The 18,567-nt window shown below is 71.9% G+C and carries 18 protein-coding genes; 8 read left to right on the top strand and 10 right to left on the bottom strand.

Translation table 11 applies throughout. The features are described from left to right. Window positions 1–298 precede the first annotated feature (298 nt). Window positions 299–1,705, top strand: coding sequence for an alkaline phosphatase PhoX (locus ACIF9R_RS37175; RefSeq protein ID WP_399987371.1), 1,407 nt, complete (start codon window positions 299–301; stop codon window positions 1,703–1,705). Between the two features lie 70 nt (window positions 1,706–1,775). On the opposite strand, the gene ACIF9R_RS37180 is transcribed toward ACIF9R_RS37175, so the two are convergent. Next, window positions 1,776–2,261, bottom strand: coding sequence for an SRPBCC domain-containing protein (locus ACIF9R_RS37180; protein WP_399987373.1), 486 nt, complete (start codon window positions 2,259–2,261; stop codon window positions 1,776–1,778). Beyond that, window positions 2,258–2,674, bottom strand: coding sequence for an ArsR/SmtB family transcription factor (locus tag ACIF9R_RS37185; RefSeq protein WP_399987375.1), 417 nt, complete (start codon window positions 2,672–2,674; stop codon window positions 2,258–2,260). Before ACIF9R_RS37185 ends, ACIF9R_RS37180 begins: the two co-directional genes overlap by 4 nt. An 86-nt stretch (window positions 2,675–2,760) precedes the next feature. On the opposite strand from ACIF9R_RS37185, the gene ACIF9R_RS37190 reads away from it, so the two are divergent. Then, on the top strand, window positions 2,761–4,284 hold the full coding sequence (locus ACIF9R_RS37190) for an FAD-dependent oxidoreductase (protein WP_399987377.1): 1,524 nt from the start codon (window positions 2,761–2,763) through the stop codon (window positions 4,282–4,284). 98 nt (window positions 4,285–4,382) lie between these two features. Then, window positions 4,383–5,240, top strand: a complete 858-nt coding sequence (locus ACIF9R_RS37195; RefSeq protein WP_399987379.1) for a polysaccharide deacetylase family protein — start codon at window positions 4,383–4,385, stop codon at window positions 5,238–5,240. A 173-nt stretch (window positions 5,241–5,413) separates the two neighbouring features. Here the strand turns inward: ACIF9R_RS37195 and ACIF9R_RS37200 are convergent, their stop codons facing one another. From ACIF9R_RS37200 to ACIF9R_RS37210, 3 genes are read right to left on the bottom strand one after another with little or no spacing between them, the layout of a single operon-like run. Then, window positions 5,414–6,985 carry an FAD-dependent monooxygenase gene (locus ACIF9R_RS37200; RefSeq protein ID WP_399987381.1) on the bottom strand — a complete coding sequence of 524 codons (1,572 nt, stop codon included), beginning with the start codon at window positions 6,983–6,985 and terminating at the stop codon, window positions 5,414–5,416. Window positions 6,986–7,010: 25 nt separating this feature from the next. Then, window positions 7,011–7,601, bottom strand: a complete 591-nt coding sequence (locus tag ACIF9R_RS37205; RefSeq protein WP_399987383.1) for a DUF2231 domain-containing protein — start codon at window positions 7,599–7,601, stop codon at window positions 7,011–7,013. A gap of 57 nt (window positions 7,602–7,658) precedes the next feature. Next, complete coding sequence (locus ACIF9R_RS37210) at window positions 7,659–9,899, bottom strand: MMPL family transporter (RefSeq protein ID WP_399987385.1); 2,241 nt, start codon at window positions 9,897–9,899, stop codon at window positions 7,659–7,661. A 99-nt stretch (window positions 9,900–9,998) separates the two neighbouring features. Here ACIF9R_RS37210 and ACIF9R_RS37215 point away from each other — a divergent pair, with 99 nt between their 5' ends. Genes ACIF9R_RS37215 through ACIF9R_RS37225 form a run of 3 tightly spaced genes read left to right on the top strand, consistent with a single transcriptional unit; the run spans window position 9,999 to window position 11,643 of the window. After that, on the top strand, window positions 9,999–10,637 hold the full coding sequence (locus ACIF9R_RS37215; protein ID WP_399987387.1) for a TetR family transcriptional regulator: 639 nt from the start codon (window positions 9,999–10,001) through the stop codon (window positions 10,635–10,637). A gap of 48 nt (window positions 10,638–10,685) precedes the next feature. Next, window positions 10,686–10,883: a hypothetical protein gene (locus tag ACIF9R_RS37220; RefSeq protein WP_399987389.1), complete on the top strand. Its 198-nt coding sequence runs from the start codon at window positions 10,686–10,688 to the stop codon at window positions 10,881–10,883. A 34-nt stretch (window positions 10,884–10,917) separates the two neighbouring features. After that, window positions 10,918–11,643: a peptidyl-tRNA hydrolase gene (locus ACIF9R_RS37225; protein ID WP_399987391.1), complete on the top strand. Its 726-nt coding sequence runs from the start codon at window positions 10,918–10,920 to the stop codon at window positions 11,641–11,643. 76 nt (window positions 11,644–11,719) lie between these two features. Here the strand turns inward: ACIF9R_RS37225 and ACIF9R_RS37230 are convergent, their stop codons facing one another. The 5 genes from ACIF9R_RS37230 to ACIF9R_RS37250 all read right to left on the bottom strand — a co-directional run bounded on the left by ACIF9R_RS37230 (window position 11,720) and on the right by ACIF9R_RS37250 (window position 15,984). Then, on the bottom strand, window positions 11,720–12,853 hold the full coding sequence (locus ACIF9R_RS37230; protein ID WP_399987395.1) for a protein-L-isoaspartate(D-aspartate) O-methyltransferase: 1,134 nt from the start codon (window positions 12,851–12,853) through the stop codon (window positions 11,720–11,722). A 27-nt stretch (window positions 12,854–12,880) separates the two neighbouring features. Further along, window positions 12,881–13,813 (bottom strand): radical SAM protein, encoded by a 933-nt coding sequence (locus tag ACIF9R_RS37235; protein WP_399987397.1) that lies wholly within the window; start codon window positions 13,811–13,813, stop codon window positions 12,881–12,883. 141 nt (window positions 13,814–13,954) lie between these two features. Then, window positions 13,955–14,452, bottom strand: a complete 498-nt coding sequence (locus tag ACIF9R_RS37240) for a DUF6415 family natural product biosynthesis protein (protein ID WP_399987399.1) — start codon at window positions 14,450–14,452, stop codon at window positions 13,955–13,957. Then, window positions 14,449–14,646 carry a hypothetical protein gene (locus ACIF9R_RS37245; RefSeq protein WP_399987401.1) on the bottom strand — a complete coding sequence of 66 codons (198 nt, stop codon included), beginning with the start codon at window positions 14,644–14,646 and terminating at the stop codon, window positions 14,449–14,451. Before ACIF9R_RS37245 ends, ACIF9R_RS37240 begins: the two co-directional genes overlap by 4 nt. Before the next feature lie 153 nt (window positions 14,647–14,799). Continuing rightward, the gene (locus ACIF9R_RS37250) at window positions 14,800–15,984 is read right to left on the bottom strand and encodes a helix-turn-helix domain-containing protein (RefSeq protein ID WP_399987403.1); all 1,185 of its coding nucleotides are present in this window, start codon (window positions 15,982–15,984) and stop codon (window positions 14,800–14,802) included. A gap of 257 nt (window positions 15,985–16,241) precedes the next feature. Here ACIF9R_RS37250 and ACIF9R_RS37255 point away from each other — a divergent pair, with 257 nt between their 5' ends. Beyond that, window positions 16,242–17,483 (top strand): MFS transporter, encoded by a 1,242-nt coding sequence (locus ACIF9R_RS37255; protein ID WP_399987405.1) that lies wholly within the window; start codon window positions 16,242–16,244, stop codon window positions 17,481–17,483. Window positions 17,484–17,751: 268 nt separating this feature from the next. Next, window positions 17,752–18,294 (top strand): MOSC domain-containing protein, encoded by a 543-nt coding sequence (locus ACIF9R_RS37260; RefSeq protein ID WP_399987407.1) that lies wholly within the window; start codon window positions 17,752–17,754, stop codon window positions 18,292–18,294. The last annotated feature ends 273 nt before the right edge of the window (window positions 18,295–18,567 follow it).

Genomic DNA, 18,567 nt, shown 5'->3' on the forward strand with positions numbered 1-18,567 from the left:
GTCGGCCGGGGGGCCCCCGCGGGGGGGGGGGGGGGGGGGGGGGGGGCCCCCCCCCCGGGCCCCCCCCCGGGGGGGGGGGGGGGGGGGGGGGGGCCGGGCGGGGGGGGGGGGGGGGGGGGCCCCCCCCCCCCGGGACGGGAAGGGAAGGGGCGGCGGGGGCGAAACACCCCACCGCCCACCCGGCCCCGCCCCCACCACCCCCCGGGACACAAGCGACACGCGTGGTTCCCGCGCCCCGCCCCGGGTGATAGACACAACGGGGTCACAGTTCCTGTCCGCCAGCAGGAAGGTTCCCCCCATGTCCGAACCCCGTCCCCCCACCACCTCCTCCACCGCCACCCCCACGACCCGCCGTCAGCTCCTGGCCCGCACCGGCGCCGCAGGCATCGGCATCGCCTTCTCCGGCACCCTCTCCGAACTCTTCACCGGCACCGCCGCCGCCCAGAACCTCGGCCACCACGGCTACGGCCCCCTCCTCCCCGACCCCGACGGGCTGCTCGACCTGCCGAAGGGCTTCCGCTACCAGGTCCTCTCCCGCGAGGGCGACCGACTCCGCTCCGGCGAGGGCCCGGTCCCCTCCAACCACGACGGCATGGCCGCGTTCGCCGGCCACCGCGGCCGTGTGCACCTGGTCCGCAACCACGAGAACCGCGCGACCGGCAGGACCCCCGTCCCGGTGGTCGACGGGCTGACCTACGACCCGGAGGGCAAGGGCGGCTGCACGGCGCTGACCCTGGACCATCGCGGCCGGGTGCTCTCGGAACGCGTCGCGATCGCCGGTACGGCCGTCAACTGCGCGGGCGGGCCCACCCCTTGGAACACCTGGCTGACCTGTGAGGAGACCGAGGACAGAGCCGGCACCAACGGCTACACCAAGGACCACGGCTACATCTTCGAGGTCGACGGCGCCGACCCGCGCCGCACGGGTGCCGTACCGCTGACGGCGATGGGCCGCTTCCAGCACGAGGCGATCGCCGTGGACCCGCGGCGGGGCGTGGTCTACGAGACCGAGGACGCCTTCGACCGGCCCTTCGGTCTCTTCTACCGCTTCCTGCCGGAGAAGCCCCTGGGCGGCACCGGTTCGCTGCGCGCGGGCGGCCGGCTCCAGGCGATGCGGGTGCCGGGCGTGCCCGACCTGTCCTCGATCCAGGAGACGGGTGCCCGCTTCGACCGCGTCGAGTGGGTCGACGTACCGGACCCGCTGGCCGCCGAAACCGCCATCCGCTTCCAGGACTTCGGCCCGAAGGGCATCACCCACGCACAGAAGCTGGAAGGCTGCTACTGGGGTGGCCGCTCGGTGTACTTCGTCTCGTCCTTCGCCCGCAGCTCCGAGGGGTCGGCCGGTGACCACTACGGTCAGATCTGGCGCTACGACCCGGACCGCAGCCGCCTCACCCTGGTGATCGTCTTCGGCCCGGACACCGACATCCAGCTGCCCGGCGAGTCACCGGACAACATCTGTCTCGCGCCCGGCGGCGGTCTGATGGTCTGCGAGGACGGCGACGGCGCCCAGCACGTCTACGGCGTCACCCGGCACGGCGAGGTCTACGAGGTGGCCCGCAACCGCCAGAACCGGGGCACCGACGAGGACCCGGACTGGGGCGAGTTCGCCGGTGTCGCCTTCTCCCCGGACGGCCGCACGATGTACGTCAACTGCTACGACCCCGGTACGACGTTCGCCGTGACGGGCCCCTGGCGCGGGTAGTCACGACCGCCCGACGGCGGGGACGGAGAGGGCGGTGCGCCGCTCCTCCGTCCCCGCCCGGCTCTCGCTCTCATCCCGCCACCAGCGCGTCCATCTGGCCGACGGCCTGGCTCATCCCCTCCACCATGCCCATCTCGGCCAGCTGCTCCATCTGCTCCCGGGTGTCGAACAGCGACCGCAGTTCCATCCGCGTACCGCCGTCGTGCCCGGTGAGCGTCATCCGTACCGAGACGGTCGGCATCTCGGGGTTCGGTGCGCCGTCCTGGCCGGAGAAGCCGTCGGTGAACTCGAGCGCGGTCGGCGGGATGACCGAGGAGATCCGCCACCAGCCGCCGTACTTCTCGCCCTCCGGCCCGGTCATGTAGTACCTCACGCCGCCACCGGGTGTCAGGTCGTGCTCCTCGACGGTCGCCGGATAGTCCGGCGGCCCCCACCAGCGCTCCAGCTGCCGCGGGTCGGCCCACAGCCGCCACACCCGCTCCACGGGGGCGGTGAAGTCGGCGACGATCGTGAGGGTGAGGTGGTCGACGTCCTTGTCGACCCGTGTGACAGTCATCCGTCCGTTCCTTCCGTCGTGTTCCCGTCGCGGGCCGGGGCCTCGGGGCCGGTGCCCGCGCCGGTGTCCTCCAGCAGGGAGGACATCCGGTCCACCCTGGCCCGCCAGGCCGACTCCAGTGCGTCGAGGGCCTGCCGCGCCCTGCCGAGCGCGTCGGGATCGGTGCGCACGAGCTGCTCCCGTCCGCTTCGCTCCTTGGTGACCAGACCGGCCCGCTCCAGCACCGTGACGTGTTTCTGCACCGCGGCGAAGCTCATCGGGTAGGCCGCGGCCAGACGTGACACGGACAGCTCGTCCCGGCCACAGCGCCGCAGTATGTCGCGCCGCGTCGCATCGGCGAGGGCGTGGAACAACCGGTCCACGGACCCGTCCGGCTCACCGGCGGTCCCGCCCGCGATTCGATCTACAACCATTTGGTTGTACGTTAGTCCCGTCCCGGCCGTTCCGCAAGAGGAGGCCCCGGCCACTGAACGGAACGCTCCTGGGTACCCGGCCCCGCATGACGAAGAAGCAGCAGGCCGGCGAGTCGTACTGGCTGGAGACCGCACCGGACGGACGGCATTCCGCGCTGACCGACGACCTCGAGGCCGACGTGGCCGTGATCGGCGCCGGCATCGCCGGACTGTGCACGGCCTGGGAGCTGACCCGGGCCGGCCGGAGCGTCGTGGTGCTGGACGCCGGACGGATCGCGGCCGGCGTCACCGGCCACACCACCGCCAAGGTCACCGCACTGCACACCCTGGTCTACGACAAGCTGCGCCGCACCCGCGGCGGCGAGGGCGCGCGGCTGTACGCCCGTTCCCAGTCCGAGGCGATCGAGCACACGGCGGACGTCGTGGCGGAACTGGGCATCGACTGCGAGTGGGAGCGCCGTAGCGCGTACACGTTCGTGCGTGACGCGAGCGGGGTGGAGGAGCTGCGCGCGGAGGCGCGGGCCGCGCGGGAGGCGGGCCTGCCGGCCTCGTTCGTGACGGAGACCGGCCTGCCGTTCCCCGTGGCGGGCGCCGTCGAGGTGACGGACCAGGTCCAGTTCCATCCGCGCAAGTATCTGCTGGCCCTCGCCCGTGACATCGTCGCGCGGGGCGGACGCGTCCACGAGGACACGACGGTGCTCGGCCTGGAGGAGGGCAGGCCGTGCCGGCTGTCGACGTCGACCGGGGCCGTGGTCCGCGCCCGCGATGTCGTGGTCGCCACCCACTACCCCGTTTTCGACCGGGCGCTGCTGTTCACCCGCCTCTCCCCGCGGCGCGAGCTGGTCGTCGCCGGACCGGTCCCGGCAGGCCAGGACCCGGACGGCATGTACATCACGCCCGAGGAGAACACCCGCTCGGTCCGCACGGCCCCCTACGGCGAGGACGGCACCCGGCGCCTGCTCGTGGTCACCGGTGAGCACTTCACCCCGGGCACGGGCGACACCCGGGCCGGCTTCGACCGTCTGGCCGCCTGGGCCCGCGAGCACTTCCCCGAGGTGGAGCTCACCCACTCCTGGGCCACCCAGGACAACGACCCCACCGACACCGTGCCGCTGGTCGGACCGCTGCACCCGGGCGCCCGGCACGCCTACGTCGCCACCGGCTTCGGCGGCTGGGGGATGAGCGGCGGCATGATGGCGGGGCTGCTGCTCACCGCTCGGATCACCGGGGAGGAGTGCGAGTGGAGCGGCCTGTACGACCCGCGCCGGCTGGCCTCCACCGTGCGCGAGGCGCCGTCGTTCCTCAAGCACCAGGCGCAGGTCGCGGGGCACTTCGTCGGCGACCGGCTGCGTCCGTCACCCCCGGTGGAGGCGCTGCCGCCGGGCGAGGGCGCGGTGGTGCGGGCCGACGGCGGCCGGCTCGCGGTGTACCGCGACGACGACGGCGCCCTGCACGCCGTCTCGGCCCGCTGCACCCACCTGGGCTGCCTGGTCGACTTCAACGCCGCCGAACGCGCCTGGGAGTGCCCGTGCCACGGCTCCCGCTTCGACACGGACGGCAAGGTGATCCAGGGCCCGGCGACGCGGCCGCTGGAGCGGCGGGACATCTGACACGCGGGCGGGGGCGGGCCCCGCCGACCGGGTGACACTCGCTCCAGCCCGCCGACGAGTACCCGTAACCCCAACAAAACACCTCATATCGTCATGCGGTGATCACACTTACCCATCGGATGGCCGCCATCTGCCTGCTGGCCGTCCCACTCACCGCCTGCGCCACCGTCCAGCCCCCACCCGAGGCCCCCCGCCCGGCGCCCTCGGCCTCCCCCGCCGTCCCGTCAGCGCCCACTCTCGCCCCGGGCCCCGCCGGTCTGACCCCGGTGTTCGGCCACGGACCGCGCACCGGCGACCGGACGGTCGCCCTCACCTTCGACGCCGACATGACCGCCGACCAGGGCCCGAGAGCCGCGGCGGGCGAACACTTCGACCACCCTCGGCTCATCGCCACCCTGCGCGCGCTGAAGGTGCCGTCCACGGTGTTCATGACCGGCCGCTGGGCGGAGGAGTACCCGGACCAGGCCCGCTCCATCGGCCGGGACCCGCTCTTCGAGGTCGCCAACCACTCCTACAGCCACTACGCCTTCACCCCCGACTGCTACGGCCTGCCGACCGTCTCCGGGGACCGGATGCGGGCGGACGTGGAACGGGCGTACGCGGTGTTCCGGAAGGTGGGAGTGCAGAACCCCATGCCGTACTTCCGTTTCCCCGGCGGCTGCTACGACCGGCAGGCGCTCAAGGCCCTGGTCCCGGCGGGCGTCACGGCGGTGCAGTGGGACGTGGTCGGCGGCGACGCGTTCGCCACGGACGCGGACGCGGTGGCCCGGCAGGTACTGGACGGCGTGCGTCCGGGATCGGTGGTCGTCCTGCACTGCACCCGCAGCGCGGCCCCGGCGACGGAACGGGCCGTACGGACGATCGTCCCCGAACTGCGCCGCCAGGGGTACCGCTTCGTGAAGGTCTCCGAACTGATCGCGGCGGAACGGGGCGGCGCCCGCGCCACCGGGAAGTGACGCGGACACACGCGTCGCCGGACCACCGGACCACCGGACCACCGGCGTACCGGGCTACGGCCGACCGCCGGGCACCGGCCCCCTGGCCGCCTCCGACTGCCGGGCCACCGGCCCCCTGGCCACCACTGGCCCACCGGACCGCCGCCGCCCACCGCCGACCACCGTCAAGGACGTCAGAGGGACGACGAGCCGGTGGCGCATCGCACCATGGGTGTCGGCCGGGCCGCGAGCACGGAGGTCACGGTCCGCCCGGTGGCCGCTATGTGCCGGTCGGGGCGGACCAGGACGACAGAGGCGTCCTCCGCGGGTGCGGGCGGGTCCACCAGGCGTGTGTCGGGGAGGAAGACCACGGGGACTCCCGACCACCTCGGGTCGTCGGGCTCGGGGTGCTCCTCGCCCGCGTTCCCCCGGACCACCCAGGTGAAGCCCCGGGGCGCGAGGTGCCGGTGCAGCCGTCCACCGGCGCGCAGCAGGGGGTTGGGCAGGCGACGGCCGACCGCGAACGGGGTGCGGTCCCGGTCGGCGGACGTCCCGTCGGCGTAGGCGATGTCGAGCATGCCGACCCCGCGCCCGAACCGGCTCCGCACGGAGGCGCGCGACAGGGCCGTCGGCGCGACCATCCCGAGCAGGGCGCGGGGTACGCCCTTGCGCGTGGTGAGCGCTCCGGTCGCCCGGGCCGTGCCGCGCACCATCGCGTGCGCGACCGGACGCCGCTCGGCCTCGTAGCTGTCGAGCAGGCTGTCCGCCGCGTCGTCGCCCGACCGCGCGGCGACGGCAAGCTTCCACATCAGGTTGTGGGCGTCCTGCACCCCGGTGTTGAGTCCCTGGCCGCCGACCGGGCTGTGGACGTGGGCGGCATCGCCGGCGAGGAAGACCCGTCCCCGGCGATAGCGGTCGGCGACGCCGTGACTGAGCCGGAAACGTGACGTCCAGGTCACGTCGTGGCTGCCGAAGGCGATGCCGGACCGCCGCCGGATCAGGTCGTCGAGGAAGGCCGCGTCGACGGGCGTTCCCTCCTCCCGCTGTGCCCGGGGATCATGGGCGATGATGCGCCACCGGCCCGGCTCGGGCATCGGCACGATGAGCAGCAGGCCCTCCGGCGCCAGATGGACGTGTCCCTCGTCCTCGGTCAGGGCGGCCGTGGTCATGACGTCCGCCAGGACGAAGGTCGCCCCGGCGTCGGAGCGGTCCAGACGCAGGCCGACGGCGTCCCGGGTGCGGCTGCGCCCTCCGTCGCAGCCGATCAGCCAGCGCGTGCGCACCGTCTCGTACGTGCCGTCCGCGTGCCGCAACGTGACCTGGACGCCGCTGCCGTCGTCGTGGGCCTCCTCGAGTTCCACTCCCCATTCGACGTGGTGACCGCCCTCTGCGAGGTGCTCTTCGAGGACGCGCTCCGTGGCGTACTGGGGAACGGACAGCCAGAAGGGGTAGGCGGTGTCGCCCCAGGGCAGGCCGATCAGATCGACGCGCACCGGGCGGCGGCGGGGCGTGTTCACGTTCAGCGCGGTGAAGCGGGTGCCCTCCGCCAGGATCCGGTCGGCGATGCCCATCGTCTCGAAGATCTCCATGGTGCGAGCATGGACGACCAGGGCCTTGGAGAAGGTCGAACGGCGGGGTTTGCGGTCGACGACGCGCACGGTCAGGCCGTGGCGTACGGCTTCGCACGCGGCGGTCAGGCCCGTGGGACCGGCGCCGACGACCAGGACGTCGGGGGTGTCGTTCGCGTAGGTGGGGTCCTTGGACAACGGTTCTCTCCTAGTCGGGGGTTCGCTAGTGGTGAGGTCCGGTGCGCGGTTCGGCACCGCGTCCTCCTGACACCAGGGCCGTCTGTGGCGCCTGCGCCGCCTGCGCCGTCTGTGGCGCCTGTGCCGTCTGTGGCGCCTGTGCCGTCGCTGCCGTCCAGACGGCGTCGGCACCGCTGTGGCCGATGCGGGCGACCTGGACGCCGCTGCCCGTCGCGCCGGTCAGCGCGAGCAGGGTGGCCGCGACGGCGAGGACGCGGGAGCCGAGGGTGGATCCCCCGCCTCGGGGGCGGGCCGCCCGCCGGAGCGCCCACACCTGGGCTGCCGCTCCCAGGGCGAGCACGACCGTCCAGGGGAGCAGTCCGTCCCCGAGGTCCATGTGCCGGCGCACCGCATCGGTGCGGTCGACGTCGTCCGCGAGGCTCTCGCCGGACTTGACCGTGAGCGGGACCAGGACGAGGGCCGTGACGCTCAGCGCGAGGGGGAGCATTCCCGCCCGTGCCCGGAAGCGGGGCCACAGCGCGGCCGTCGCGACCGTCAGGGCGGCGGCGGGCACGGCGACCACGGTGGCGTGGACGATCAGGGGATGGGCGGGCAGGCCGAAGAGTGTGTCGGGCACGAGTTCTCCGTCGGATCCGGTGACGTGGAGGAGGTGAGGGTCGGGCAGATGTGTCCGTCAGCGCCGGGGCTCCGCGGACACCTCGCTGCGCACCCGGTCGGCGGCCGCCGGTGAGGCCGTGCCGCCGCCGGCCTCCCCGTCGGCGTCCGGGGACGGAAGCGGTGCGGTCTGAGCCGCCGCGTGGCCGGGCAGGCGCGGCAGGAACCGCCGCATCGGACGCGGCATCCACCAGGCGTGCTTGCCGAGCAGCGCCATGACGGCGGGCACCAGGACGAGCCGTACGAGCGTGGCGTCGATCGCGATGGCGACGGCCAGGCCGAAGCCGAAGAGGTTGACGGTCCGCTCGTCGTTCAGCTGGAAGCTGCCGAAGACCACGACCATGACCGACGCGGCGGCCGTGATGATGCGGGCGGTGGCGGCGATGCCGCCCCGTACCGAGGCGCCGGCGTCCGCGGACCGCCGGTACTCCTCCTGCACCCGGCTGAGCAGGAACACCTCGTAGTCCATGGACAGTCCGAACAGGACGGCGAACAGCATGACCGGCGCGAAGGACTCCACAGGACCGGCCTCGGCGCCCAGCAGCCCGGCGCCCCAGCCCCACTGGAAGACCGCGACCACGACGCCGTACGCGGCACCCACGGACAGCAGGTTCATCGCCGCCGCCTTGAGCGGCAGCACGAGCGACCGGAACTCGATCATGAGGAGCAGGAAGCTGAGTCCCACGACGAAGGACATGAACCAGGCCATCTGGCTGCCGAGCCGGTCGGCGAGGTCGATGGCGGTGGCGGTGGAGCCGCCGACATGTGCCTCGGCCTCGGGCGCGGCCTCGGGGAGCACGTCGTCGCGCAGGTGGTGCACCAGTCGCTCGGTGGACTCGTCGTCCGGCGAGCCCTTGGGCACGACGGTGTAGAGGGCGGTGGTCCCGGTGTCGTCCAGCCGCGGGGGCCGTACCTCCTGTACCCCTTCCGCGTTCTCCAGCTCGGTGCGCACCTCGGTGGCCTGCTGCTTCACCTCCGCCGTCGACTGTCCCTCGGGGAACTGGGCCGTCACCACGAGCGGTCCGGTCCATCCCTGCCCGAAGTCCCGGGCGACCAGTTCGTACGCCTGACGCTCGGTGGTGTCCTCCGGCGCCGAACCGGCGTCGGCCGTGCCCAGGCGCAGGGAGAACAGCGGGAGCGCCATGGCGATCAGGACGACGGTGGAGACGAGGAGGTAGGGCCAGGGGTGCCGCTGGATGTGGCCGGTCCAGCGGTGCCAGCCGCCGGCCCGTCCGCCGGTGTGGTCGAACCGCGGCTTGCGTACGCGGAACCGGTCGAGGTGGGTGCCGAAGACGGCCAGGACGGCCGGCAGCAGGGTCACCGCCGCGATCAGGGTGGCTCCCACCGTGACGGTGCTGGCCAGTCCGAGGGCGGAGACGAAGGGGATGCCGATGAGGTAGAGGCTCAGGATGGCGACGATCACGGTGGCACCGGCCACGAGCACCGACCGGCCCGCGGTGGCCAGGGCGAGGGGGATGGACTCCTCGGGGGGATGCCCCTCGTGCATGCCCTCCCGATGCCGGGTGACCACCAGCAGTGCGTAGTCGATGCCCACACCGAGGCCGATCATGGTCGCCACGATGGGACCGGAGGTACCGATGGTGGTCACGCCCGCGATCATGGTGATGACCGACATCCCGAGGGCGAGGGCGAACAGGGCGGTCAGCAGCGGCACCACCATGGCGAAGACCGAACCGAAGGCCACCAGCAGGACCAGCACCGCGGCGGCCAGGCCGATCGCCTCGCTGCCCGACGGGCCGTGCTCGCCCTGGAGCACGGCGCCGCCGTACTCGACCTGGGCTCCGGCGTCGCGTACCGGCTCGAACGCCTCCTGGGCGGCCTCCACCGACTCCTCGGGCACGTCCTTGGCCCGCTCGGTGAACTGGACGGTCGCGACGGCGGTACGCCCGTCGTCGGAGACCATCTCCGGGCCGGGCCCGTACGGCGACTGGACGACCGCCACGTCCTGCGCGCCGCGCGCCGCGGTGACGGCGTCCGTGACGGCGGACTTCATCGTCGCCGTGGTCACGCCCGCGTCGCTGTGGATCACCACCTGCATGCCGTCCCCGGACAGGTCCGGGTACCGCTCGCGCAGGGTGTCGTAGGCGGCCTGGGAGTCGGTGTCCTCAAGAGTGAGGTCGTTGGTGAACGAGCCGCCGACCGTCCGCGCGCCGAGGGCTGCCCCGATCACGGCCAGCAGCCAGAGCGCGATCACCCACCATCGGTGCCGCACCGAGAAACGAGCCAGGGCAGAGAGCACGCCGGTCCTCCATGGTCATGGGGAGCGGGGTCCGGGACGGCCCCCGCCGAGGGGTGGGAACACCGGCAGAGTCGCCCGCCCCGCCGTAGGATCTCAACCATGATGAATTCCGGGGCGCGCGGCAGAAGGGCGGGAAAACCCGAGACCCGCGCCAAGATCCTCGACGTCGCGCGCCGCCGCTTCCTGGAGGACGGGTACCAGGCCGTCACCCTGCGGGCCGTCGCCGCCGAGGCGGGCGTGGACGTGGCCCTGATCAGCTACTACTTCGGCTCGAAGAAGGGCCTCTTCGGCGCGGCCATGGCCCTGGCCGTCAACCCCGCCGAGACCCTGGCCCGCACCGCGGAGGGCGACCCGGTGACGTTTCCGCAGCGCGCCCTGCGGGATCTCATCGCGCTGTGGGAGGACCCGCGGACCGGGGCACCGCTGCGCGTTCTGGTGGCCGGTGCCACCCAGGACCCGGCGATCACCGGGCTGGTACGGGAGATGATGGAGCGGGAGATCATCGACAAGATCGCCGGCCGGATCGGCGGCGTGGACGCCCGCAGACGCGCCGGTGTGTTCTGCGCCCATATCGCCGGCCTGGTCGTCACCCGCTACATCCTGCGGCTGGAACCCTTCGCCTCCATGCCGTCCGATGAATTAATCCGCACCTACACCCCGTCGCTCCGCCTCGCGCTGGGCGAGCCCGCGCACCGGCCGCCCCGAGGCGGGGGACCACGCGGCGGGTCCGCCCGCTGAACGCGCGGTGCCCGGACCGCCGGTGACGCCCCGGCCTACGCTGGAGCCATGAGCGACACCGACAACGACATCGACACCGACTACTGCCTGATCGACGTCTCCATGCCCCCCAAGGCCGACGGCCCTCCGTACGCGGACTGCGTGCTGTGCCAGGAGCCGACGGAGTACCCGGCGTCGTACAAGGGCATCACCATGTGCCCGGTCTGCGAATGGCGGGAGGCCGAGCGGACCGCCTGCTCGGGCTGACGCGGACACCGCACGGCTTGGCACACTTGTCCCCGTGAGCACTGACCCGACGTCCGCCCCGGCCGACGACAGCCCCTTCCGCCCCGACCCGGCCGCCCGCGACCAGGCACCCCAGTTCGTCCTGCCCCTGGTGGTCCGCATCGAACGGGCGGCGCCCCCGGCCCGTACGGACGCCCTGGAGACGGCGGCCCGCGCGGTGCTGACGATGCTGACCGACGAGCGCTCGACGGGCGAGGGCGAGTGGGCGCAGGCGATCCGCGACTGGCAGGACGGCCGCATCCGCAAGGTGGTGCGCCGGGCGCGCGGCGCGGAGTGGCGCCGCGCGGAAGCGCTCCCCGGCATCACCGTCACCGGCAAGTCCGCCGAGGTCCGCGTCTTCCCGCCGGTCCCCCTGGACGGCTGGCCCAAGGACCTGGCCCGCCTCCAGGTCTCCGGCACCGACCTCGACGACCCCGACCCGGTCCCCCCGGCGGACCCCGGCGTTCCCACCCTCTGGCTCAACCCCGACCTGACCATGTCGGCCGGCAAGGCCATGGCCCAGGCCGGCCACGGCGCGCAACTGGCCTGGCTGGCGCTCTCCCCCGAGGCCCGCGAAACCTGGCAGGCCACGGACTTCCCCCTCACCGTCCGCCCCGCCGCCCCTTCCCACTGGCCCACCCTGACCACCAGCACCCTCCCCAAGGTCCGCGACGCGGGCTTCACGGAAATCGCCCCGGGCTCCTGCACGGTGGTGGCGGACCATCCGGCACTGCGGTCGTGACGGCGTTGCCGAGCATCCGATCGGCCCCACCCCTCCGCCACGGGGGCAATGGGCAGGCGGGGCCCGTCTGCGGGTACTAGAGGGTGACCGTCCAGCCGCCACGCGACAGCGTCGTCTCCCCGTCCGGGGTGATCGTCACGCGGGCACCGTAGACGGGGAGTTCGCCCTGCCGATTGAGCCAGTTCCGGATGCGCTGGAGCTCCCTCCACAGACGGCGTGGGCCGCCCTGGTGAACGACCGGCGAGGCAAGGAACTCAGTGGTCGTGGCGCGAGCCCATGACCCGTCAGGGTGCAGCAACCACACCGTTCGTGTGCCGTCTTCCTCCCGGTACCGGTAGTCGATGCCCGGCACGCTCAGGGTGAGCATCGACATCACCCCCCAGGAGTCCGTCGGGTTCAACAGCGGATACCGGCACGTCTCCACATCCTCACCCTCACCATCACGCGCCGTCTCCCAGACAACGTCCGACGGGTAGTCGTAGTCGTCACCGTGCCGCGCACGCATGAACCCAGCCGGGTCCGGCTCGATACGCCCCGTCGCACCGCCGTCCGCAGTCCTGTCCGCGGTGAGGATCAGCCCCGTTCCGGCGATGGTCGTGACGATCCGGCCGCCCGGGCGCAGCGCCGCCAGCCACGACACGGGCACGGGCCGCACCGAGACCGTGGACACGATCCGGTCGTAACGGCCCGGCAGTTCCCCGGTGATGTCGCAGACGCCCACCTCCGGATGCAGACCGACCTGGCTCAGCCGCCCACGGGCAACCTCCACCAGGTACGGGTCCACGTCCACGCTCGTCACCAGGTCCTCGCCGCCGAGCCGTCGGCACAGCAGCGCCGTGCCGTACCCGCTGCCGGTCGTCACCAGCACGCGGGAATCGTCACCGATCATCGCGTGCCGGTACATCGTGACCACGAGGCCCGGCAACGTCGACGACGACGTGGGCATCCCCTCGGCCGCCACCGCGCCCGCCGGGGCACGGTCCGCATGTACGGCTCCGACCCGGGTGACCAGCGTTCGGTCCGCGTACGCCGCATTCAGCCAGTCCTCCGGACTGTCCACGCCCACTCGTACCAGCCAGCCGTCCTTGCTGCTCTCCCACCAGCGGGGCACGAACAGGTGCCGGGGCGTGGTGGCGAGCGGCCTGTACCAGCGGGACTCCGGCCGGGTCACGTGATCCGCCAGTTGCCGCGCGTGCGGCTCCCAGTCCATCAGGCGTTCCCCCTTCCACGTCGGTTGTCAGTACTTCGGCAGACAGGCCGGGGTTTCGGCCGGGGCGCAGTCCGACCCGTCCGAGTTCGGCTTGCAGGCCGTGATGGTCTTCCCCGGCGAGGGCATGCACGAGTCCTCGTCCGGGGTGCACCCGGCCCGACCATACGGGCGAGGGATGCTCGCGGCGACCTGCTCCCACGTGCTGCTTTCCAGGACCTGCCGCAGCGAGCCGTTCCGGATGTCACCGGCCGGCAGGAACCTGCCCAGGACGCATGGGGCGACCGTCCCGTCCGGCAGTACCGCAGCCTTGCCGTCGGCACAGCGCCCGCACAGCTCGGACGTGGACGGCAGGAGCGATGGTCCCTTCGCCGCGTTCCCGACAGCGCGCACGTTGTCGATACTCACCTGGTCCACACCGAGCACCTTCATCTCTACGAGGGCTTCCTGGGACCGCTGTCCGTCGCGCATGTGGATGATGCCGACCTTCAACGGGATCCCCGAGTGCAGGGCCTCCACGATGTTGGCGCGCGTGGAGTCGTGAGAGCCCTTCCGCCCAGTGATCGCGTCGTGCTCCGCCGGGTCGTCGCTGTAGTACGACGTGGCCAGACTCACCTGCGGGAGGGAGAACAGCGCCCAGTGTTCGGCGCGGACCCGATACAGGTTGCTGTAGACCTGCACGCGCAGCCCGGCTTCCAGGGCGTGCCCGACCAGCGCGGCGAAGTCGGGGTGCAGGGTCGGCTCGCCACCGATGAACTGCACAGTCGTCACGCCGATCGCGGCGGCCTCGTCGATGAGGGCGTGCCAGTCTGCGCCCGTCATACTGCCGTGCCCCTTGGTCGGGCCAGCCTCGGCGTAGCAGTGGGACGCGCAGGTGAGCTGGCACCGGCTCGTGATCTCCAGTTCCAGGAAGGTCACGCCGCCCAGTGCGGTGCGGGCCGGCGGTTTCAGTACTGCGGTCATACGGGTCCTCCAGGTCGATGGAAGCGGGGGTTGGCAGACCGCCCCGCCGGGTCTTGCGGAGCACCGGCGGGGCGGGCGTTTCTGAGGTGCGCCCCTGACCCTGCGGTCGCCTTGGGGCCCGACACGGGGCGGGCGGGCCGGTCAGCGGCCTGCGCGGATGCCCGAGTTCGCACAGTCGGTGTGGACGCGGCCGGAGCGGGACGCACCGCCGGACGGGGATGCCTGGTCGTACGACACAGAACTCTGCCCGTCCCCGATGGCTCGGTCGCAGGCCCGGCATACGGCGAGGTCAATGAGCATGTCGTAGTGGTCGCACAACACCAGCACCGAGCGGGCCAGCCGCTTGACGCGGGTTACCTCACCATTCAGGCCGACAGCCTCCGGCTCGATCAGCCGCCGCCGCGCCTCCCCGACTCCGGCAAGCGCGGCCTTGGCCGGGATGTCGTCGCTGTCGAGCCGGGCGGCGAGCTCCTCGATGTGCGGCATCAGCCGCTGCAGGTAACGGTGGAAGTCCAGCGCGAAGCGAGTGACGTCGCCATGGCGAGGGAGGGTGGGCCGGTCGATGAACCAGGAGGCGGCGGCGCGCATCGAGCCGAGCCCGGCCGGCGTCGTCTCGGTGTCCTGCCGGCTGACGCTCACCGGGTTTCCTCCTGCCCGGCGCGGCAACGCGGGCACGCGCAGGGTGGCCAAGCGCAGCCGGTCGGCATCAGCCCCTTGCCGCTGCCCATAGTGACGACCGTGCCCCGGTCCTCGATCACCTCGCCGTGCTGGTTCACGGTGTACACGTCGATGGTCATTTTGACGCCGGGCTTCGGAAGGGCTGTAGCGTTCATGGTGTCGGCGCTCCTTGCAGCGTTGGCCACGCCCCCGGGGCCGCTCGCAGCGCGGTCGCCGGGGTGCTTTCGTAGACCAGAGTGCCGACGTGGAAAGGCCCTAACTATCAATCTTCACTGACAGTCAGGGCCAATGCCTCACAAGGCGATACGTCACATACCAAGCCAGGAGCCGAAGTTGCCAAAGCTGCCGGGCAGCTGACGCCTCGCCGCGTCCAGGCCCGCGTACGTCTCCCGGACGGTGGGGTGGTACCGGGTCTGTTGCGGGGCCACCTTCCGCGCGGCCAACAGGCTCTTGAACGCCGCGTCGGTCTGGCCGGTCCACATCTGCGCCCGCGCGACCTCCACCTGGTGATGGGCGAGCCGTGACGGCGGCCACCCGTCAGGGACGGCCATCTGCTGCGCCTGGAGGACAGCCTCCGGATACAGGTCCAGCTCCGCCAGAACCGAGACGCGGTGCACCTTCACGTTCGTCGGCCCGAACGACAGCCAGTGCGTCTTCTCCGCCGGCCCGGTGCGCGCGGCAATCCGGGCCGCCTCGTTCAGGTGCCCTTCCGATTCGTCCCTGTTCTTGTCGCGGCCGGCGAGGACGGCGGCCCCCAGGTGCAGCTGCCCAGTGACGACGTCCAAGACGTGCCCGGCCTCCGCCTGCTCCAGGGTGGTCATGCCCAGCCTTATCAGCCGTTTGCCGGTCTTGTAGTCGCTGGCCCGCAGGTAAGCGAGCGCCCGCAGGTACTGGCGCATGCCGGACAGCACGGGGTCGGACGCGCGCCGGGCAGCCCAGTCCATGCGGTCGAGGGCAACGGTGCACAGATCCGCATAGCCGAGCTTGGTGGTGACGTCGTACGCGGTCCTGTAGGCGCTGGCGAGCAGCCGCCAGCTGCGTGCATCGTCGGCCAAGTGCGCGTTCGTGGTCGATTCGTGGATGAGACCGGGGAGGTCCGCGGCGACCTGCTTGATGTTCGTGGCACGGACCAGGGCGCACAGTCTGTCCGCGTGCTCCTCCAGCTCGCCGACCGGGCGCGGACGCACGTCGGGGTCGGGGCCGAGGTCGTAGATGTTCAGCGCCTCACGGATCGGATTGATCAGCCCGTCCAGTTGGTCCTTGCGCAGCTCATCCAGGTAGGGCTGCCCCGTGAGCTCGGTGACAGGCAGTGACAGGGCGCGGGCCAGAGCTCCGACGACTGACGGGCTCGCCGGCATGTTGCCCTGCTCGACTTTGGTCAGGGTGCTGTAGGAGACCTGCGACAGGTCCGCCAACTCTCGCTGCGTCAGCCGCCGAATCTTGCGCGCGTGCGCGATGCGTGCGCCTGTGTGTTCTTCGGTGGAGGGAGGCATACGGGGGCTCCGTTCTGAGCTCAACACTCAGAACGGTACCCTCCAGCCACAGTCGGGGGACCCGCTCAACGGCCCTCACCCCTTACGGGTGGGGGCGTTGCCGTGCCACCCTCACGGCAGCCGGATGCCACACCTACGCGGGCACGCCGAAATCCCCGCCGCTCGAAGCGACACGGGTTTTGTAGACGTCCAGGAACGGATCAGGCAATGGCTGATTGGCGTCGACACGGTGACGGTGACGCGTAGGGTGCGGTGGCGTGGCTGTCGCTTCGGATCATCCGGCGCTCTGGCGCGACCAGCAGTTTCTGCTGCTTGCTTCGGCGCGGACCATTTCGGTTCTGGGCAATGGGTTCGCCCGGGTGGCGCTCGCCTTCGCCGTGCTGGCGCTGCCCGGTGCGACGCCGGGACGGCTGTCACTGGTGCTGGCCTGCCAGGCGCTGCCGCAGTTGATGTTCATCCTGGTCGGCGGGGTGATTGCCGACCGGATGTCACGGGCTCGCCTGATCGTGGTCGCCGACATCGTGGGCGCGGTGGCCTACGCCGGTCTGGCCGTGCTGGCGCTTTCGGGGCATGCGCCGCTCGTCCTCCTGTGCGCGCTGGCAGTGGTGGCCGGCACCGCGACCGCGCTGTTCTCCCCCGCCATGGACGGACTGGTGCCACTCGTGGTGCCGGCGGGTCGGCTGCAGCAGGCCAACGGTCTGCTGCGCGTGGGCACCAACACGTCACTGCTTCTCGGGCTCGCCCTGTCGGGAGTCACCGTCGCGTGGATCGGCGCCGGCTGGGCGCTTGCGCTCAACGCCGTGTCCTTCGTCGTCAGCGCCGTCCTCACCGCACGGCTGCGGGTCCCCGGACGGCCGGGGAAGTCGTCGTCCGGCTGGAACGATCTGAAGGAGGGCTGGCGGGAGTTCGCCTCCCGCCAGTGGCTGTGGGCCGTCGTCGCCCAGTACACCGTCGTGGTGGCATGCCTGAACGCCAACGCCGGGGTTCTCGGCCCCCTGGTCGCGGAAGAGGAACTGGGCGGCGCCCGCGCCTGGTCCGTGATCGTCGCCGCCCAGGCCCTGGGCACCATCGTCGGAGCCGGTCTCGCCGCCCGCGTACGGGTCCGCAGACCAGTCCTGGTGGCGGTACTGGCCACCTTCCCGGCTGCCGCCCCGATTGCTCTGCTGGCCGCCTCGGCGCCCGTCTGGGCCGTCGCCGCGACCATGTTCTGCTCGGGCATCGCGGCCGACGTCTTCGCCGTCCTGTGGTCCACCACCATCCAGCGCGAGATCCCCGAGGAGTCGCTGTCCCGCGTCGCCTCCTACGAGTGGTTCGGCTCACTGGCCTTCGCTCCACTGGGACTGCTCGCGGCCGGGCCCGTCGCCGGCGTCGCCGGCACCCGGGTGACCCTCGCGGGATGTGCCGTACTGATCACCGTCGCCACTGCCCTCGCCCTGCTGGCGCCGCAGGTCCGCGGCCTCACCCACAGGTGGGGCGAAGACGGCCTGCCCCAACAGTGAGCATGTGAGGAGAGCAGTCATCGGTGTCCTGACACGAGCCGCTGGTAGAGGAAGAGCCCAGATCGAGGCCGCCTGATCGACCACGACCAGGACCGTCCCGTGCTCGGCCTGCAACCTTGGCGAACAACTTGCGGAGCTTGGGCGCGGTGTTGGGAAGCCGCTGCCGAACGCCGTACGGCCTGCCCCGCGATTGATCACGGGTGCTGCGCACTGAGGGCCGCGGGCTAGGCTCGTGACGAATCATCTCTACCGAACAGGGGGCCGCGGGATGAGCGGGACGGTAACGGCAGTCAGCAGCAACAGCGAGTACTCGTTCACCAAGCCCAACCGGGCCGGCATCGTATTGCTTGCCGGGCTCGGGGTGGAGGGGGACGTGCACGCCGGCGTCACGGTCAAGCACCGCTCGCGTGTTGCGCAGGACCCCACCCAGCCGAACCTGCGCCAAGTCCACCTCATTCACGAGGAGCTCTTTACCGAAGTCGGCGAAGAGCAATTCCACGTGGCGCCCGGCGAACTCGGCGAGAACATCACCACGAGCGGCATCGACTTGCTCGGCCTGCCCGTCGGGACACTGCTGCGCATCGGCGACGAGGCGATCGTGGAGGTCACCGGCCTGCGTAATCCCTGCCTGCAGATCGACAACTTTCAGAACGGGTTGCTGAAGAAGGTCGTCGGCCGTGACGAGGCCGGGAACGTTGTACGTAAGGCCGGAATCATGAGCGTCGTCCAGGTGGGCGGCGTGGTGCGTCCCGGAAACACGATCACGGTGGAGCTTCCGGACGAGCCGCATCGGCCCCTCGACCGGGTCTGACCTCCTTCGCGAGCAGGCCGTAACGTGCCGATGGCCGCGCGAGTTCTTGTGGTGTGAACATCAAGCCGGCCCGCGCGGCAGGCCGCCCGTCGAGCGAGGAGGCAGGGTACGACATTGAATCCTCCCCCAGCTGGAGCAGGGGGATTCCTGGCTCACGCCGCCTGCGGGTCAGCGACCCGACAGGTCTTCCGCGATCAGCACCAGCCGGGTTGAAACCAGCCCGGGGTCATACGGCAAAGCTCGGAGGTGCATGTGCTGTCCTGGTTCTCGGTC

This window comes from Streptomyces sp. NPDC086080 (genome assembly GCF_044540255.1).
Lineage (GTDB): Bacteria > Actinomycetota > Actinomycetes > Streptomycetales > Streptomycetaceae > Streptomyces.

What these genes read in the sequence shown, in the direction of transcription:
- ACIF9R_RS37180 (WP_399987373.1), bottom strand. Translation starts at nt 2,261, where the DNA reads ATGACTGTCACACGGGTCGACAAGGACGTCGACCACCTCACCCTCACG.
- ACIF9R_RS37215 (WP_399987387.1), top strand. Translation starts at nt 9,999, where the DNA reads ATGATGAATTCCGGGGCGCGCGGCAGAAGGGCGGGAAAACCCGAGACC.
- ACIF9R_RS37250 (WP_399987403.1), bottom strand. Translation starts at nt 15,984, where the DNA reads ATGCCTCCCTCCACCGAAGAACACACAGGCGCACGCATCGCGCACGCG.
- ACIF9R_RS37190 (WP_399987377.1), top strand. Translation starts at nt 2,761, where the DNA reads ATGACGAAGAAGCAGCAGGCCGGCGAGTCGTACTGGCTGGAGACCGCA.
- ACIF9R_RS37260 (WP_399987407.1), top strand. Translation starts at nt 17,752, where the DNA reads ATGAGCGGGACGGTAACGGCAGTCAGCAGCAACAGCGAGTACTCGTTC.
- ACIF9R_RS37220 (WP_399987389.1), top strand. Translation starts at nt 10,686, where the DNA reads ATGAGCGACACCGACAACGACATCGACACCGACTACTGCCTGATCGAC.
- ACIF9R_RS37185 (WP_399987375.1), bottom strand. Translation starts at nt 2,674, where the DNA reads ATGGTTGTAGATCGAATCGCGGGCGGGACCGCCGGTGAGCCGGACGGG.
- ACIF9R_RS37235 (WP_399987397.1), bottom strand. Translation starts at nt 13,813, where the DNA reads ATGACCGCAGTACTGAAACCGCCGGCCCGCACCGCACTGGGCGGCGTG.
- ACIF9R_RS37175 (WP_399987371.1), top strand. Translation starts at nt 299, where the DNA reads ATGTCCGAACCCCGTCCCCCCACCACCTCCTCCACCGCCACCCCCACG.
- ACIF9R_RS37230 (WP_399987395.1), bottom strand. Translation starts at nt 12,853, where the DNA reads ATGGACTGGGAGCCGCACGCGCGGCAACTGGCGGATCACGTGACCCGG.
- ACIF9R_RS37245 (WP_399987401.1), bottom strand. Translation starts at nt 14,646, where the DNA reads ATGAACGCTACAGCCCTTCCGAAGCCCGGCGTCAAAATGACCATCGAC.